The organism is Adhaeribacter terrigena (assembly GCF_016623615.1).
Lineage (GTDB): Bacteria > Bacteroidota > Bacteroidia > Cytophagales > Hymenobacteraceae > Adhaeribacter_A > Adhaeribacter_A terrigena.
Map to the genome: position 1 here is coordinate 26601 of NZ_JAEHFX010000005.1, position 16693 is coordinate 43293.

Consider the following 16693-nt stretch of genomic DNA (forward strand, 5'->3'; position numbering starts at 1 on the left):
AAGTCATTACCGTTCACTTCGTTCAGAAAAACAGTAGGGTTTTAACCCAAAAAAGTGCCGCCGAAATAATTTCAGCGGCACTTTTTATTTATCGGAAGCTTATTCTATCTGATCATCGAAAATTCAAATATCGAACATTCGAACGATCTATCTTTTCAGCCAGCGCTGCATTTCAGTTATGCTGCTGTCAAACTCAAAAGCATCGTAAACGCGGTAGAAGTTCTGCTGATCGTAAACTTTGGCGTAAACAAACTTGGCAAAATCGAGGCGGTTGCTTTCGAAGGTAAACTGCTCCATAATTTTCTTTGCATCTTCGGCCATAATGAACTGGTTGCTCAGGGCTTGTTTGGCAATATCGGCTTTGGCATCATCGAAGCTCTTGCGGCGGATACTTTCCGTTAACAGATCCACATCGTAGCTGCTCATCACGTTATTCGGCTGATTATTATAATTATTGCCGTAGCCCGGTGCATTGTTGTAGTTGCCCTGGTTGTAGTTCTGATTATAATTCCCACCGCCGTGGCTTGGTCCGTTCTGATACGCGCCGCCGTGGTTTCCGTAGCCATCAAAATCATCGTAAATGCCGTGGCCGTGCGGGCGTTGCGGCGGACAGGTACTGCAGGCAACCGGCGCAATTAATGGTCTGCGGCCTACTTCCTTCAGCAGGAAGTTCGGGTTGCGGCTTGGCGGAATCAACACGTAATTGGTTTCGAAACCACGATCCAGGAAAATATTGGTGCAATACGTTAAAAAGCCGCGGCGCGCCGGAACTCTGAATTCTATGATATGTTTGCCGGCCGGCAAGCGGTCTAAAATTACCTGACTGGTACCGCGCCCGTTAACCAGGCGGCCGTTTATTAATAACTGGAAAATCTGCCCTTGCCGGGTAGTGAAAGTTGCGCTGGCTGCATGCGCCGCGAGGCTGCCGAGTAATAAGGCCATCAGGAAGATAGCCACTGCATACCGTTTCATAATTGTAGAATTTAGTAGGTGTGTATCATATTTCTACTATATCCTAAAATTGTGCCAGAAAATGCGGGCCTACGGAAACAGGTTTAAAATTGTTGGTTTTTCTTAAAAGCGGTAGGGTTTTAACCGGAAAAACTGTTGAAAACGCTATGGTTTTGGAGTAAAAAAGTCAAACGCCTCCTTAAGAAATTTTCAAGCAGCTAATACAAAAGTCATCCCGAGCCTGCAAGGAATCTAGCGCAGCTTTTAAACTGATTTAGATCCCTTGCAGGCTTGGGATGACACAATAATTGTATGACCGCTTACTTAATAAACGAACTCGCCTTTATCGCTTTTTATCGTCAGTTTATTTCCCTGATTTGCTTCTACTCTGCCTACAATTTTGGTATCGATGTTAAACGATTTACCGATCTTGATCAATTCTTCGGCAGTAGTTTCATCGGTGTAGATTTCCAGGCGGTGGCCCATATTGAAAACTTTGTACATTTCCTGCCAGCCGGTCTGGCTTTCTTCCTGAATAATGCGGAAAAGCGGCGGTACGTCAAATAGGTTATCTTTTATAACGTGCACGTTCTCCGTAAAATGTAAAACCTTGGTCTGGCCGCCGCCGGAGCAATGTACCATCCCGTCTATCTTATCGCGGTGGTTTTCCAGAATAGCTTTGGCAACCGGCATGTACGTACGGGTTGGCGAGAGCACCAGTTTCCCTACATCCAGACCGGTTTCTTCTACCATTTCGGTCAGCTTGCGCGTGCCGCTGTAGATCAGATCGCTATCGATTTGCGGGTCAAAACTCTCCGGGTATTTTTCGGCTAAGTATTTATGGAAAACATCGTGGCGCGCGGAAGTCAGGCCGTTGGAACCCATGCCGCCGTTGTATTCGGTTTCGTAAGTGGCCTGGCCGTAAGAGGCAAAACCTACTATCACGTTACCGGCTTTAATGTTGTGGTTCGAAATTACTTCCGAGCGCTTCATGCGGGCGGTAACCGTGCTGTCTACAATAATGGTGCGGACCAGATCGCCTACATCGGCAGTTTCGCCGCCGGTGCTGTAAATGCCCACGCCGTTATCGCGCAGCATCTGCAACACTTCTTCGGTGCCTTCAATTATGGCCGAGATCACTTCGCCGGGCACAAGATTTTTATTGCGGCCGATGGTGGAAGAAAGCAGAATAGTATCGGTAGCGCCTACGCACAAAAGATCGTCGGTATTCATCACCACCGCATCCTGCGCAATGCCTTTCCATACGTTCAGATCGCCGGTTTCTTTCCAGTACAGATAAGCCAGCGAAGATTTGGTACCGGCGCCGTCGGCGTGCATAATGTTGCAGAACTCTTCGTCGCCAGCTAAAAGATCGGGCACAATTTTGCAGAAGGCTTTCGGAAATAACCCTTTATCTAAATTTTTAATGGCGTTATGAACGTCTTCTTTCGAGGCCGAAACACCCCGGCGCATATAACGGTCTTGCATTATTTTATTGTTGATTGTTAATTGCTGATGGTTTAATAGGAATGTTGATCAACTGCCTGCAAAAGTAATTTTCTAATCTCAATTAACAATCAGCGATCAACAATTTAAAAAAAAAGCCCCCGCGTTTCGGCAGAGGCTTTTATTATTATTCGGGCAGCACTTACTTGGCTACTTTGGTGATCTTGAACTCCGTACGACGGTTTTTAGCGTGTTCATCTTCAGTACACTTCACGTTGTTTTTGCATTTGTTACGCAGTTTGCTTTCGCCGTAACCTTTAGCCGTGATCCGTGATTTATCAATACCTTTCGAAACGATATAATCAACGGCTGCTTCAGCACGCTTCTGAGAAAGCGTCATGTTGTAAGCATCTTTACCGCGGCTATCCGTATGCGAGCTCAGCTCGATGGTAACTTTCGGGTTATCGTTCAGGAACATTACTAACGAATCTAGGTTCACACCAGCATCTTCCCGGATATCCCACTTGTCGTAATCGTAGTTAATGTCTTTTACTTCGAAGGCTTTACCTACCACGATCTTATCCAGGGTAAGCGCAGTGGTTAAACGAATGTCAGTCATTTCTTCGGTTAACTGCGACTGTGCAGGCGTTTTACCGGCCGTTACCACCGCGTTACGGTCAGTAATGTAGTTTGGTCTCTCAGCAACAACTGCGTAAGAAGCAGCAGTATCGAGTTTGAAAGAGAATTTACCCTGCGCATCGGTCATAGCTTCCTGCAAGGTTTTGCCAGCGTTGTCTTTAAGCACAACTTTCTGGTTAGCCGCCGGAACAGCAGCTTTCTTATCTTCTTTCAGGTTAACCGAACCATCTACGAAGAAACTAACCAGTTTCGGTTTCTGCTTGGCGAACATGTAGATATCGTCGCCGCCTTTACCACCGGCACGGTTCGAAGCAAAAATACCAGAGGTTGCGCTCGTCATGTAAGGCGAGAAATCATCGGCATTTGAGTTGATCGGCGAACCTAAATTTACCGGCTGGTTTTTCTCAATTCTGAAAATATCGAGCATCCCTAAACCGGCATGTCCGTCAGACGAAATGTAAAGCGTACCATCTTCTGCCACGAACGGGAAGTTCTCGTTACCGGCGGTGTTAATGGTTGGGCCTAAGTTTACCGGCGCAGAGAAACGGCCGTTTGCATCTATTGTCGTTTTCCAGATATCGTTACCACCCTGGCCGCCTTTTTTACGATCAGAAGAGAAGTATAACGTTTTGCCATCCGGCGATAAGGCTGGAGAAGAATCCCAGGCAGCTTTATCGTTTACCGAGATCATTTTTGGCTCAGACCAAACACCGTTCTTAAAGCGGGAAATGAACAAATCTACGTTCAGCGTTCCTTTTTTAGAACCGGTATTACCGCGGGCAAAGATCATGGTGTTGCCATCGGCAGAGAAAGTAACTGCTGCATCGTGCGTATCGCCCAGGTTGATCTGCGGATCGAAGCTGCGGGCAGTTCCACCGGTCATGGTTTTCGCATCGTCAAATTTCAGGGCGAACACGTCGGTAAAGCCTTCGCCGTTACCTGCATATTTTTTATCGCCGCGTGAAGAAGAGAAGATCAGCTCCTCGCCTTTCAGTACCGGAGCGTAATCTGAAGAAGCGGAGTTAGCCGCATCTACCGGCGTTACGATCATGTAAGTTGGCGTGCTTGCCAGCTGGGTTACATTCTTCAGGTTACCTGTTTCGCGTTTGGCTTGCGCTACCAACGGAGCTTTTGTGCCTTTTGCAGCATAGCTGGAAATCTGGGCAGTAGCTTCGTCGTATTTGCCGTTTGCTTTTAAAGCCATGCCATAATAGAACATTGCCTCTTCTCTTTTGCTGCCAGCATCAAGCGCCGCTTTGTAATAGCTTTCAGCCATTGGCAAACGGTTAGACATCCGGTAAGCTTCTGCAATCTTGAAGTTTGCGTTGGCTAGATCTTTACCGTTTTTAATGTCGGCCTGATAAAGCTCAATTGCATTTTCATACTCTGCTTTGGCGAATTTCTTATCAGCTTTGCTCATGCTTCCGCTTGAGCTGCAGCTACTCGTAAATGCTACCGAGAGCACCAAGCAACTAACTATAATTTTCTTCATAGCTAAAATTTAAACGAATACTACGATATGAATAATGATGGATATTCTTGACTTTCAGGAAACAATATTAAGAAAATATTATTGAATACAAATATGCTTAGGAAAAATATTTTTGCAGCCAGGTTTTGCCTGCTGGCTTCACCCAATTGGCTTTCAGGCCGCCGGCTTCGGCTACCAGATTATCGAAATACGGCGTTTCAGCAGTAATCTCGCCACTGGCTACCGCGGCCGGCATTTCGGTAAGATGCACAATATTTATTGCACCGTTTTTCTGAAATGCCAGGTGCGTACGATCAAAAAGCCTGGTTTGGTAGTCCATTTCAAGGATTCTGAGAAACTTAACCGAACTATCTATGGAACAGCCACTTGGTGCGGTAACGTTTACATCGGTGCCGAGCACCACGAACCGCCGGTGCAGCAACTGGCCCGAAGCGTGCAATTGCTGGCCGTGCGCGCTCCATTCGGTTACAAACTTCTCTATTTTATCCTGAATTTCAGCGGCTTCCGTTTCCGTAAATTCCCGGTCGGACTGGTAGATCCAGATGCGGGCCTGCGGCGGAAGCTGTTCGAAAGGAACGTACATTTATTATTTATTATTCGGTGTTAATTGGGGTGGTTCTAAGCTGAAAAAAACGCTATGCTTTTTGCAGTAAAAACCCGAAAGTTGAAACTAGCAAATTTTTATGTTTTAATCAAGTTTTAAATATAATAAGTTAAAACCCGGCAACAAAAAAAATGGGTAAAGCGCCATGTTTTCGGGTTTAAAAACCAAAAAAGAGAAGGCAAGGATTTTAAGCAGCAAGTTTGAGCACCAAGCAGCAACGAAACAAAGGCGGCCCAAACTAAAAAAACGCGATGCTTTCAGACTTTTCCGGTCCAAAAACATAGCGTTTCTTCAGAAGGCGATTCCGGCAAAAAAGCCCTGGAAGCTTAGTTCAAGCCTTCAGCCGAAGCGATCAGCTCCGCAATATCGAACACTTTTACGTTGTCTTCCTGGTTCTTATTTTTCACCCCGTCGTTCATCATAACCATGCAAAACGGACAAGCCGAAGCAATGATGGTAGCACCCGTACCTAGGGCCTCTTCGGCGCGCTCTACGTTAATGTCTTTCTTGCCCGGCTCCGGTTCTTTCCACATCTGGGCACCGCCAGCGCCGCAGCACAAACCGTTGGCGCGGCTGCGTTTCATTTCCACCAGGTCGGCATCTAAAGCAGCTAAAACATCGCGCGGGGCTTCGTAAATATTGTTGGCGCGGCCCAGGTAGCACGAATCGTGGAAGGTAATGCGTTTGCCTTTAAAGCTTTCGCCGCCCGCTACTTTCACCTTGCCTTCGTTGATCAACTGCTGTAAAAAAGTAGAGTGGTGAATTACTTCGTAGTTGCCGCCCAGGTCCGGGTATTCGTTTTTAATGGTGTTGAAGCAATGCGGGCAGGCTGTAACGATCTTTTTCACTTCGTAAGCGTTCAGCACCTGAATATTGCTCATGGCCTGCATCTGGAACAGGAACTCGTTACCGGCGCGTTTGGCCGGATCGCCGGTGCAGCTTTCTTCGGTGCCTAAAACGGCATATTTCACGCCTACGTGCTCCAGGATCTGTACAAACGAACGGGTTACGCGCTTGTAACGGTCATCGAAAGAACCGGCACAGCCCACCCAGAACAGAATTTCCGGCGTATCGCCGTTGGCCGCGTATTCGGCCATGGTAGGCACTTTTATTAATCTCTTTTCTGACATTGCTTTATTTGGATATTAGTAGTTAGTATCTGGTATCTGGACTTTCTTCCGTCTTTTTAATACCATTTTGCTTTTCAGCCGAATACCAAACCAACTACCTTTTCTAATTCAATTTATTGCTTCTACTTTCTAAAATCTAAATACCAGATACCAACTACCCGCTACTATCCCTTAACCGTCACGTACAGGTCATCGGCCCAGTTAAAGCGGTCCGATGCCGGGAACGCCCACACGGCCCCGTTGTTTTCGATGTTGTTGAACATGGCATTTAAAGACGCCGGCGCGGCCGATTCTTCTAAAACCAGGTAGCGGCGCAGATCGATGATGGTTGAAAGCTGATCGATGTTTACCGGACAGGCTTCTACGCAGGCGTTGCAGGTGGTACAGGCCCAAAGTTCTTCCGGTGTGATGTAGCCGCGCAATAACGTATTTTCGTCGGTGGTTTTTACGCGCTCCACGCCCATTTCCTTGTAATGGTTTGGTTTGAAAATGGCCGGATGTTCGCCTTTTTCTTCCATGCGGTCACGGGTATCCATAATGATCTTCCGCGGCGAAAGCAGCTTGCCGGTAATATTGGCCGGACAAACATCGGTGCAACGGCCGCATTCGGTACAGGTGTAAGCATCCATCATTTGCTTCCAGCTCAGGTCTTCCACGTCTTTGGCGCCGAAACGCTGCACGATTGGCTGACCGGCAGCATCCAGGGCCGGAGCCGGCGGCTGGTAGCTTGGGTCCATAATGGCTTTAATTTCGTGGGTAATATTTTCTACGTTGTTGAATTTCCCTTTCGGCCACAGTTTGGAATAATACACGTTCGGGAACGCCATGATGATGTGGAAGTGCTTGGAGCTGGGCAGGTAATTCATGAAAGCGAAAATACCCAGAATGTGGAACCACCAGCCAAAACCGGCAATCGTCCGCAAGGTGCTTTCATCGGAACCGAAAAGATCGATCAGGCCTGCTGAAACCGGAAAAGCGCCCGGCAATTCGTGGCCAGCCAGTTGCGCCAGTTTCAGATCCGAAATATTGAAAGCGAAAAGCGCGATCATCAACACAATTTCGGTGATCAGGATCAGGTTGGCGTCCATTTTAGGCCAGGCGCGCATTTCTACACCTTTGGCTAAACGCGGCACCTTGGTTATATTTCTCCGCACCAGGAAAATGGCGCAGGCAATGATTACCAGCAAAGCCAGGATTTCGTTTACCGCCATTAAAACGCTATACAAAGGGCCCATAAAACCCAAAACGCGGTGCGTGCCAAAAATACCATCGATCAGAATTTCCAGCACTTCGATGTTGATCACCAGGAAACCAACATACACGAAGAAGTGCAGAATGGCCGGCCACGGGCGCTTGAACATTTTCTTTTGCCCGAAAGCGATCAGCAAGGTATTATTCCAGCGTTCGCCGGGATTATCGGAAATATCTTTGTCGTAGCCCAGGTTTATGTTCTTGGAGATCTTGCGGATCTGCCAGACGAATAAACCGATGGCGGCAGCGGCAACGAGCAGGAAAATAATATTACTTATCACGGTCAGGTTGGTTGAAGTTCAAACAAGCTATTTATGCAGGCAACAAAGTTAAAGAAACATTGGCTTGAAAATAATTTTTGAAATAAATTTTGCACGTTAAAAAAACATTCCTACTTTTGCATACCCTTTCGAAAGAGGGGTTGCGAAAGAGCTGGTGATGTAGCTCAGTCGGTAGAGCAAAGGACTGAAAATCCTTGTGTCGTTGGTTCGATTCCAATCATCACCACCAGCTTAAAAAGCCTGTTTCTTTAATCAGAAGCAGGCTTTTTTGTTTTTATAGCTTTCGGAGTTTCCGGGAATGAATTGGCAGTGGTTTTCTTTTTCCGGATCTAAATCCGGGCTTAGTTCAGGTTATTATCAATTCCTCCAAATCTGAACTGGGGTAAATTTTTCGTTTTTTCACCCATATTCCATTTTTCTGGAAAGCCTTCCTGCACCGGAAAAACAACTTTCTGAGCTTTATTTTCAGACTTTTTCACCCCGAAACCATAGCGTTTTTTATCTCTGGCTATCAATCTCAGGCATCAGGCGAATTTATTTCTTTACATTGCAAGGCTGGTAAATTCTTTTGCAGCTAATGCAGGCGAGGCTGCTTTAAATCCGTAATCAAATTAACAACAAACAAAGGGCGAGATTATGGAAGGGAAAGAATGGCTTGTTTTGATCTTTATGTGTATTCCAGGGATATGGCTTTTTTTTAAAGCATTCAAAAGCTGGAAACGAGGAAGAGTGATCATTAGAAAATGGATCAGGGGAGAATAAAATAGCCCAGGAACGGCATGGAACGTATATACCTTATTTGAAAAACTAAGTATTACGAGACTCTGATCTATAAAATAGATGTAAAATGCAGCTATTAGATAATGAAACCATAATTGCCAGCGCAAACCAAAACCTCCTGATATTAACCAACCTGCGGGTAATTCAACAAGCCAAAGCGGAGAATGCCAAATTTTATAAAAGTATTTACCTCCACGACGTTACTTCCATTGCCATAGACAAGAAAAAAATAGATCTTTTACTGTATTTAACCCTTCTGATGCTCGTAAATGGCATGGCTTCTATGATCGGGGAAAGGATTGTGGAAGGGGTAATGGGCAAGCCTACAGATAACCTGTCTATCATATTCGGAATCACATCGTTCTTCTTTTACCTGATTTATTCCTTCTATTCCATCAGTATTATTTCCATTGCTACGCCTTCCCTTCGGATCGATCAGCAGATCAGCTCCCGGGATAACGCTACGGAATTTATTTTTAAAGTAGAACAGGCAAAACTGGCGGCCAGGCAGAACCCGCTTTAAGAACCAGGCAGCCTCTCAGAAATTCTGGTCAAACGAAAGCAGTTGCACGAGTTGCAATCATACAGGCATCCCGAAGCATTAACCCGAAGCTCCAATAGAAAACGCTATGGATTTCCGGCAAAAAACTACGCGCGTTTCTTTTGCCCGGCAAACATAGCTGCAAAAAATAAATTACCGTAAAAGCTTCTGCAACTTGCAGCAACCTATTGCCGGCTGTTTTATTTCTTCATAAGACATGCTGCTGCCACTACCCGATAAATAAAATTTCAGATTTAATGGAAATGCAAAAATATATTACCGTTAAAAACGGCGATGAAGCAGGCGCCAAAAAAATAAAAGAATACCGCGTAGCCTGTCATCAGCAAAAAAAGCCCTGCGTAATTATTACCCAATTCCCCGACCACGCCGATATCAGCTGCGACAACTGGCTCAGCACCGACGATGCAATTATTACGGTGGAAAACCGGATGATGCTGGAAGACCAGTTTCAGCAACTTCAGAGAAAGCATCCGGAAACGGAAATAGTCTTCAGCACTTCGGAAGTAGAGACCACCAATATTTCCAACCCTATTCCTTTGTGGTATCATTTTAAAAAAGTGCCTTTGCCAACTGCCAATACCCTGGCTGAAAAAATTCACGACATTTACCAGCAAGCATTGCCCTACGGCTTTTAATGCCCCGTACGAATACTTTTTCAGCCTGAAACCATAGCGTTTTCGGGCTTACAACAAGGCATCAGCTTATAACAGCAAGGTATCAATTCTATGCGCGTGCACCGTATTTTCGCAGGGGCTCCAGGCAAAGATCGTGAAGCGGCCATCCTGGGAGGCAACCAAAGCCAAGGCGTCGCGCTGATCGTGCACAAACTGAGCCGCCGATAAATGCCGGGTGCCGCCGTGCTGCCCCGGATTCACGACTACGGCGCTATTCCCAACCACGGGTTCTGTTGCTACCATCTGCTCAACCAGCATCGCCCCCGCGGGCCGGGTGATCTTTGCCCCAAAAGCCAGCAACTCGAACTGATCGCTGATGATAACGGCGCCATCTACGGCCGTGAGGCCCGCAATATTGTCTATTTCGCGGCGCAGCGATCGTTGCCACAAACTCCGGTTCCGTTCGCCTTCGTCCTGCCGCATGAGGTTAGCCAAGCCCGAAAATGCCGGCGAGATGGCATACTGCATAGGTCTCACAATAGATTCGCGCCAGGATTCACCATTTTTGGGAACCACCAGCAAAGTGCCGCCCCGGCCATGGGCGCGCATAGAAACGGCCAGCTGAACCAGCACATTTACCGATTCATTCCAGGAGGCCGGATCTGTAAAACCGAGCAGCGAGGTAAGCAAGGTTGGGCATTGCGGCAGGCTGGAGCTTTGTTCATCTACTATTTTTATCTGGTCGCCTTTGAGCACGGCTACGTTAGCAAATTTGCCAAAGCGGTCGGCGCGGCGGTGTTTTATAACCAGCAAACCCGGCTCCGGCACATCGAGCACAAAACAATAACTCTGAATTTCCAGCGTGGTACCCCAGACAAACAGTTCGTTCTTTTCGTACCAGACTCCCAGGTGAATACCGGCCCGCTCCACGCCCGGCCCCAGCTTGGTAAGCATGCCCGAAGTAAGCGGCAGGCGCTTTTCGAATAAGAGCGGCTGACCGGCCAATTCGGGTGGCAGAAATGCCAGGGAAATTTTGGGCGAAATACCCTCTTCGCGCCGGAGGCTGGCCCAGAAAGCGGTATCAATCACCGATTCGATCATGCCGGCCCGCGGTAAGGGCGCCAGAATTTCATCGCCCTGCAGCAAGGCAGCCTCCCGGTGCTGGGCAAAATGCATTTCTACGGCTTTGGCTACGGCTTTGGCGGCTTTGTATGTCGATCTACCTCTCATGGTTTTTACTGCTTTTGGCTTCTAACCTACATTTAATTCCGAAGTGTACAAAACCGGCCCGAAATGGTTGCTTCCAAAAATCGTTTTCAGGCCTTGCCCTACTTTCCAGGCTTAAAAGCATAGCGTTTTTGCACTGCTGAAACTGCGGGAATAATTTCATGAATCTAAAACGCTATGCTCCGGGCTTAAAAAAGTGCTGTTGCTGTTATTTTTGATGCTGCGCTTATACTTTTGCCCCAGTGCTTTCCGTTGAAAACAGTAAATCCTTGTATCTTAACAGCGCGCGGCATTCGCAGAAAAAAGCCGATTCCTGCAACGCGCTCCGGTTATCCGTTTCCGTTTACCTGCTTTAATCTACCCGAAATAAAAAATTATGAAAAAGCTTTTTCTGGGCTGGCTGCTTTTGCTTTCCAGCGTTTGTTTTGCCGGCAACGTGACCCTTGTGGATCTTCCGGCGGCGGTTTCGGGCAAAAAAGTGCAGGTAAGCGCCAGGGCCGTTGGCGGCCTAGGCGAAAATAACCTGCGGTGCCTGCTGGAAAACACCACCCCGGCGTCGCTAAAGATCCGGATCCCGGCGGGGGTGTATTTCCAATCGGGCGAGGAAGGAGCGCAAAACCTGCTGCTTTTGCAGGAATACCTGATCGTGCTGGCGCCAAGATCGAAAAACGAAATTGTGCTCACCGGCTACTGCATGCAATCTAAAAATTTTGCGCCGGGCAGCGATAAGATTTACGTTTACCAAGGCCTGGCACCCGCGCCGCTTAAAACCCTGGGCGATTCGCTGAACCATTACCCGGACCTGCGCCTGCAATACGGACAAATGTTTGTGTGGGCTATTACCGATAAAAAGCAATTATACGATATCTGGGTAGCAGATAAGTTGATGGCCCCGGCTTATAACATCATGCAGTTCGTGGCAAAGGCGGCCGGGCTGGCAGCCGGAAGAGTGCGCCCTGTTTCGGCGGCAACGGCCATGACTGCCCGGCCACCCCTAGCGGTTTTTTCCAAACGGAGCATCCTGCTTTTCCACAACCCCGTGAACCAGCGGCTTTCGTTTAAAATTTACAACGACCGGGGCCAGGTATACCACACGCATTACGAAAACCAGCTCATTCCGCACGGCATGAAAGAATACACCTTTGGCATAAACGAACTGGTAGAACCAAACGAATCGCCGGTGTTTTACGCTAAAATTACTGATGCCAGCGGCAAAGTACTGGCCCAGCAAAAGGTAGATAAAAACACCAAAGCCGTAAAAAGAAAACCCGAAGCCCGCGATTTCACTTTCAGTTTTGCTTTGGCCAAAGGAGTGAAAAAAGCGCGCCTGAATGTGTACCTGGAAGACGGAACGTTGGTGGAAGAATTTAAACGTTACGAATACCTGCCGGTTGGCAATTACAACATTCAAGTTACGCTGCTGCACCTCCGCGACCCGAACACCCGGTTTGTTGCCAAACTGCTCGACGAAAATAACGCTACCGTAGCGCAGCAAACAGTGGCCAAGCCGTAAGGTTTGGGAAAATCAGAAGTTAGGGATTAAAAATCAGGAATTAGAAGTTTAAAGTATGCTTACTTTTTTCAAGTTTCATAAAATGCTTAAAAGCAACTTGCCGCCAGAGCAGTTTTCCGGGTAAAAAACATAGCGTTTTTCAACGGTGCAACGGCTGCAGGAAATTAACCAAAGCCGGCCAGAAACGTTTAGCAGGCACTGCGCTTAACTTTTTTCCTTCTTAGTGGTTGCTTTACTAAACTTTCACGTCATGAAACTGAAATTGCTTTTTTTGCTGGTGTTTTGCCTGCCTGTACTTCCGTTAGCAGCGCAGCGCCCCACTCCCGACATAATTGAAACCAAACACGGGAATTTAACCATTCAGCCCATTACGCACGGCACACTGGTATTAACCTGGAACGGCAAAACCATTTACGTAGATCCGTACGGCGGAGCCCCGGCTTTTACCGGTATTCCGCCCGCTGACCTGGTTTTGATTACCGATATTCACAAGGATCATCTGGACCTGGAAACGCTCCGCGCACTGCCAGCTTCGAAAGCCGTATTTGTAGTACCGCAGGCCGTGGCAGATGAACTTCCGGAAACGTATAAAGACCAGCTGGTAGTGCTAAAAAACGGCAAAAGCACGGAACAACTCGACATTGGTATCAGCGCCGTTCCGATGTATAACCTGCCCGAAACCGAGGATTCCCGGCACCCGAAAGGCCGCGGCAACGGGTACGTTCTAGAAATGGGCGGCAAAAAGATCTACCTTTCCGGCGACACCGAAGACACCGAAGAAATGCGCGCGCTGCAAGGCATTGACGTGGCTTTTGTGTGCATGAACCTGCCTTTTACCATGACCGTGCAACAGGCGGCAGAAGGCGTGCTGGCTTTTAAACCGAAGATCGTTTACCCCTACCATTACCGCGGTCAGGAAGGCCAAAGCGATGTGAACGAATTTAAAAAACTGGTAACCGCCGGCAATAAAAACATTGAAGTAAGGCTGCGCAACTGGTACCCGGGGCAATAGTCAACAACGCCTGTTTGCCAGATCCGTTTATTTCCATAACTTAGCTTTGCTATAACGGCAGTATTGCGAGCGCTAAAACCAGACGAGCGATGGAACAAAAAACGCTTTCCGGAAAAAGGTTTGCCCCTAAAAGAAGCCTTTTTATTCCGGCCACCTTATTTCTGCTGAATCTCAGCCTGATCCTGGTCTTTCAGACTTTCCGGAAATTTACGCCCGTAGATATTTCCGACTGGGTTGCCATCGGCCTTTGGCTCTTTTTCCTGGGGTATTACGGCTGGAAATGGCGGGGCACGCATTATGAACTCCGGAACGGCACCTTGATCTACCGCAGCGGTTTTACCAGGGGTAGCATTCCCATAAACCGCATTCACAAAATAGAAACCCAAACCCGCAGCTGGGCCAACGTAAATGCCACCCTTGCCAGTAAAGGCATGATGATTACCTATAATAAATGGGACGAATTATTCATTTCCCCCAAAGACGAAACCGGTTTCCTGGAAGCACTGCTACAGGAAAACCCGGCTATCCAGGTCAGGAAGCCGGCCGATAAACAGCCTGCACTACCTTAATTCCTCCCGACTTTTCAGGCCGGAAAGGGTAGCATTTTGCGTTGAAAACTGCCGGCAGTTTAAAAACTATCAGAAGCTAAGAAACCAACAAAGAAATTAAACCGCAAAATAGGCTTCCAGCTCTTTCAGGGTATCGGCACTGGTGCGGATATCGTCTACGAGCTGGCCTTTATTCAGAATTACAATGCGGTCGCAGACTTCTGTTACGTGGTTGAGATCGTGGCTGGAAATGAGCATGGTAAGCTGCCGTTTTTCTTTCAGTTCGCGGAGCAGATTCTTTAACCTGATCTGGGTGGTCGGGTCGAGGTTAGCGAAGGGTTCATCCAGAATTAAAAGCTGCGGTTCAATGAGCAGGGCGGCGGCAATGCCCACTTTATTCTGGTTGCCTTTGCTCAGATCGCGGATGTATTTGGGTTTGTCCAGGATCTCGTCGTTAAAGAAATCGCTGAATTTGCGCAGGCGCTCGGCTACTTCGGCTTTGTGGAGGCCGTGCAGGCTGCCTATAAAATTAAAATACTCGTTAGGCGTCAGGTAATCGATCAGGAAACCTTCGTCGAGGTAAGAACCGGTAAATTGCTTCCAGTTTTCCGATTGGCGTACGTTCTCATTCTGCAGGAGCACTTCGCCCTCCAAGGGCAAAACCAGGTCCAGGATCATGCGGAACAAGGTAGTTTTGCCGGCGCCGTTATTGCCAACCAGCCCAAAACTTTCGCCGCGCGCAATATTCAGCTCCGGGATATTCAGCACCGTTACGCCTTTATAAACTTTAACCAGACCGTTTACTGCAATCATACTTTTATGGTGAGCGTTCATATTTTTTTACTTTTTCAGCCTGAAACTATAGCGTTTTTTAAGCGGCCCGGAAGGCGGCAGCCATTTTGTATTTCCGGCTTTTTAGGCGCTTCGCCAGTTTTTTCAGAATAGGTTTATGGAAAACCAGGCCAGTTATGCCTAAAGCCGCCAGCATCGTTAAGCCCAGATCGCTCTGTTCGAGCATGTAAAATGGCAGATATAAAAGTACCGGACCCAGTATTAAGGGCAACATGATAAAGTATTGCACAACGCCTAAACCCTGCCAGCTAAAAGCCGCATTCTTGGTCAGGTCAATTTTTTTGGCATCGTATACCCCCAACAAAAGAACCACAAAAGCATTTACGCCAATGTTATACAGGTAAAGCGCAAAATTAAGCGGCAGCACGCGCCAGTCAAGAATAGCCAAACCCAGCGACAGCAGCAAAGCGATGGTACACATGCCTATAAAAAGCAGGAATTTAGAGTGGTAATACTGATACGGGCTGATGTTTTTGGTCATGAGCGTATCGAAATAATTGGCATCCCAGCTGTGCAGATACTGCCCGTAGTACAGCATACAGGCGCCCGTAGTTAAAACGCCCGCAAAGATCAGCATAATTGAGTCCGGAACATTTTCTTCCTGCGGATCTTTCATAATAATTAAAACCCCGCCATATGCCACCATAAAAAGCGAGGAGATAAACAGTGACCGCGGCCGTTTATTCCGCCAGATCAGTTTCATTTCCAGGGCCAGCAGGTTGCCGGCCGCGCCAAGCTTTTTCAGGAAAGCAAATTCGTGCACATTGGTTACGCTGGCAGTGGCGCTTTCCAGTTCGCTGAGGTACATGTTCCGGCGCAGCAGCTGGTAATTAAACGTATACATGACAACCGGCAAAAGCGGCAATAAAAACCACATGGCCGGTTGCGCCAGCAGCGTAGCAAAACTATTTTCGGTAAGTGAAGATAGCCTGAAAATCCCCTGGTATTCGAGCCCTGCCAAACCGGCCAGACCGGCGGCTAACAGCAGAAAAACTACCGGCTTTAAGGTAAGCTGGCGTTTCAGGTAAAGGTTCAGGAAGTTATTGAACAGCACCAGGCTTATAAAACCGGCAGACCAGGCAAGCGCCGGCAGCAGCCCGTAAGCCGGCAGAACTGCCTGAAATGCAAACGGCAGCGCTACCAAAAGCGGCAACACGTTCGAAAAACTCAGCACCGATTTCCCCAGTACAAAATGCACCAGTTTGCTTTTTTTAACCGGCAGATGCAGGTAAGGCTGCACGGCCAGCACAGGAACCTGCTGCATAAAAAACCGCAACACCAAGTCAATTCCCAGGTAATAGATAATAGCTTTGTTAAAGGTTAGCACCACTTCCTGACCGGGCACCGCCGCTTCCAGGATCTTATGGAGAAAGAAACCCAATACGCCCAGGTTCAGCACCATGAAAAACAACACGATGCCCATGATAATATTCATAACGAGGTGGTTTTGCCAGGCCGCAGCGCGGGTAGCTTCTTTCCACTGGTGGCTCAAGATCCGGTTAAGCATACAGAATATAGGATTGTTGGCAGGCGCGCCTTTACCGGGCACACATGCACGAAGGGTTATTTACAAGCACACAAATTAGAAAAAAACCAACGGTTAACAAAATTTACAGCGGTAAAAAGCCGCAATTTCACGGGGTGTGTTGCCCGGGTTCAGGGTTTTTCAGGCAAAAAGTATAGCGTTTTAGATTTCAGAATTCGTATCTTTGAAAGGCATTCAGTTTCAGGCCAATAAAAAGCAGCAAGAAACGTTATTATAGCTTAAATAAAATCAGAACCTGGCTTCAG

Annotated in this window: 15 protein-coding genes and 1 tRNA gene; 6 read left to right on the forward strand and 10 right to left on the reverse strand. The window is 47.5% G+C overall.

The window, feature by feature from the left end; all coding sequences use genetic code 11:
* Window positions 1-147: 147 nt before the first annotated feature.
* The 6 genes from I5M27_RS10650 to I5M27_RS10675 all read right to left on the reverse strand — a co-directional run bounded on the left by I5M27_RS10650 (window position 148) and on the right by I5M27_RS10675 (window position 7800).
* Entirely contained in the window at window positions 148-972 is an 825-nt protein-coding gene (locus I5M27_RS10650) for a DUF4476 domain-containing protein (protein ID WP_200506204.1), read from the reverse strand.
* Between the two features lie 303 nt (window positions 973-1275).
* A complete protein-coding gene (locus I5M27_RS10655; RefSeq protein ID WP_200506205.1) occupies window positions 1276-2439 on the reverse strand; it encodes an AIR synthase related protein in 1164 nt (387 codons plus the stop codon).
* A 160-nt stretch (window positions 2440-2599) separates the two neighbouring features.
* Entirely contained in the window at window positions 2600-4528 is a 1929-nt protein-coding gene (locus I5M27_RS10660; protein WP_200506206.1) for an OmpA family protein, read from the reverse strand.
* Between the two features lie 97 nt (window positions 4529-4625).
* On the reverse strand, window positions 4626-5111 hold the full coding sequence (locus I5M27_RS10665) for a hypothetical protein (protein ID WP_200506207.1): 486 nt from the start codon (window positions 5109-5111) through the stop codon (window positions 4626-4628).
* A gap of 347 nt (window positions 5112-5458) precedes the next feature.
* Window positions 5459-6262, reverse strand: a complete 804-nt coding sequence (locus I5M27_RS10670; protein ID WP_234462493.1) for a (Fe-S)-binding protein — start codon at window positions 6260-6262, stop codon at window positions 5459-5461.
* A gap of 164 nt (window positions 6263-6426) precedes the next feature.
* Window positions 6427-7800 (reverse strand): 4Fe-4S dicluster domain-containing protein, encoded by a 1374-nt coding sequence (locus I5M27_RS10675; RefSeq protein WP_200506458.1) that lies wholly within the window; start codon window positions 7798-7800, stop codon window positions 6427-6429.
* A 147-nt stretch (window positions 7801-7947) separates the two neighbouring features.
* Here I5M27_RS10675 and I5M27_RS10680 point away from each other — a divergent pair.
* Window positions 7948-8023: transfer RNA gene (locus I5M27_RS10680), tRNA-Phe, on the forward strand.
* Window positions 8024-8135: 112 nt separating this feature from the next.
* Here the strand turns inward: I5M27_RS10680 and I5M27_RS10685 are convergent.
* Window positions 8136-8273, reverse strand: a complete 138-nt coding sequence (locus I5M27_RS10685) for a hypothetical protein (RefSeq protein ID WP_200506208.1) — start codon at window positions 8271-8273, stop codon at window positions 8136-8138.
* Between the two features lie 368 nt (window positions 8274-8641).
* On the opposite strand from I5M27_RS10685, the gene I5M27_RS10690 reads away from it, so the two are divergent.
* Together I5M27_RS10690 and I5M27_RS10695 are read left to right on the forward strand one after the other, a co-directional pair.
* Window positions 8642-9097, forward strand: coding sequence for a hypothetical protein (locus tag I5M27_RS10690; protein ID WP_200506209.1), 456 nt, complete (start codon window positions 8642-8644; stop codon window positions 9095-9097).
* Window positions 9098-9372: 275 nt separating this feature from the next.
* On the forward strand, window positions 9373-9771 hold the full coding sequence (locus I5M27_RS10695) for a hypothetical protein (RefSeq protein WP_200506210.1): 399 nt from the start codon (window positions 9373-9375) through the stop codon (window positions 9769-9771).
* A gap of 66 nt (window positions 9772-9837) precedes the next feature.
* Here the strand turns inward: I5M27_RS10695 and I5M27_RS10700 are convergent, their stop codons facing one another.
* Entirely contained in the window at window positions 9838-10980 is a 1143-nt protein-coding gene (locus I5M27_RS10700; RefSeq protein WP_200506211.1) for a putative sensor domain DACNV-containing protein, read from the reverse strand.
* 373 nt (window positions 10981-11353) lie between these two features.
* Between I5M27_RS10700 and I5M27_RS10705 the strand changes: the two genes are divergently transcribed.
* The 3 genes from I5M27_RS10705 to I5M27_RS10715 all read left to right on the forward strand — a co-directional run bounded on the left by I5M27_RS10705 (window position 11354) and on the right by I5M27_RS10715 (window position 14071).
* Window positions 11354-12490: a hypothetical protein gene (locus I5M27_RS10705; RefSeq protein WP_200506212.1), complete on the forward strand. Its 1137-nt coding sequence runs from the start codon at window positions 11354-11356 to the stop codon at window positions 12488-12490.
* 250 nt (window positions 12491-12740) lie between these two features.
* Entirely contained in the window at window positions 12741-13502 is a 762-nt protein-coding gene (locus I5M27_RS10710; protein WP_200506213.1) for an MBL fold metallo-hydrolase, read from the forward strand.
* 89 nt (window positions 13503-13591) lie between these two features.
* A complete protein-coding gene (locus tag I5M27_RS10715; protein ID WP_200506214.1) occupies window positions 13592-14071 on the forward strand; it encodes a PH domain-containing protein in 480 nt (159 codons plus the stop codon).
* Between the two features lie 96 nt (window positions 14072-14167).
* Here the strand turns inward: I5M27_RS10715 and I5M27_RS10720 are convergent, their stop codons facing one another.
* Complete coding sequence (locus I5M27_RS10720) at window positions 14168-14863, reverse strand: ABC transporter ATP-binding protein (protein ID WP_200506215.1); 696 nt, start codon at window positions 14861-14863, stop codon at window positions 14168-14170.
* Window positions 14864-14921: 58 nt separating this feature from the next.
* Entirely contained in the window at window positions 14922-16409 is a 1488-nt protein-coding gene (locus I5M27_RS10725) for a DUF5687 family protein (protein ID WP_200506216.1), read from the reverse strand.
* Window positions 16410-16693: the final 284 nt, after the last annotated feature.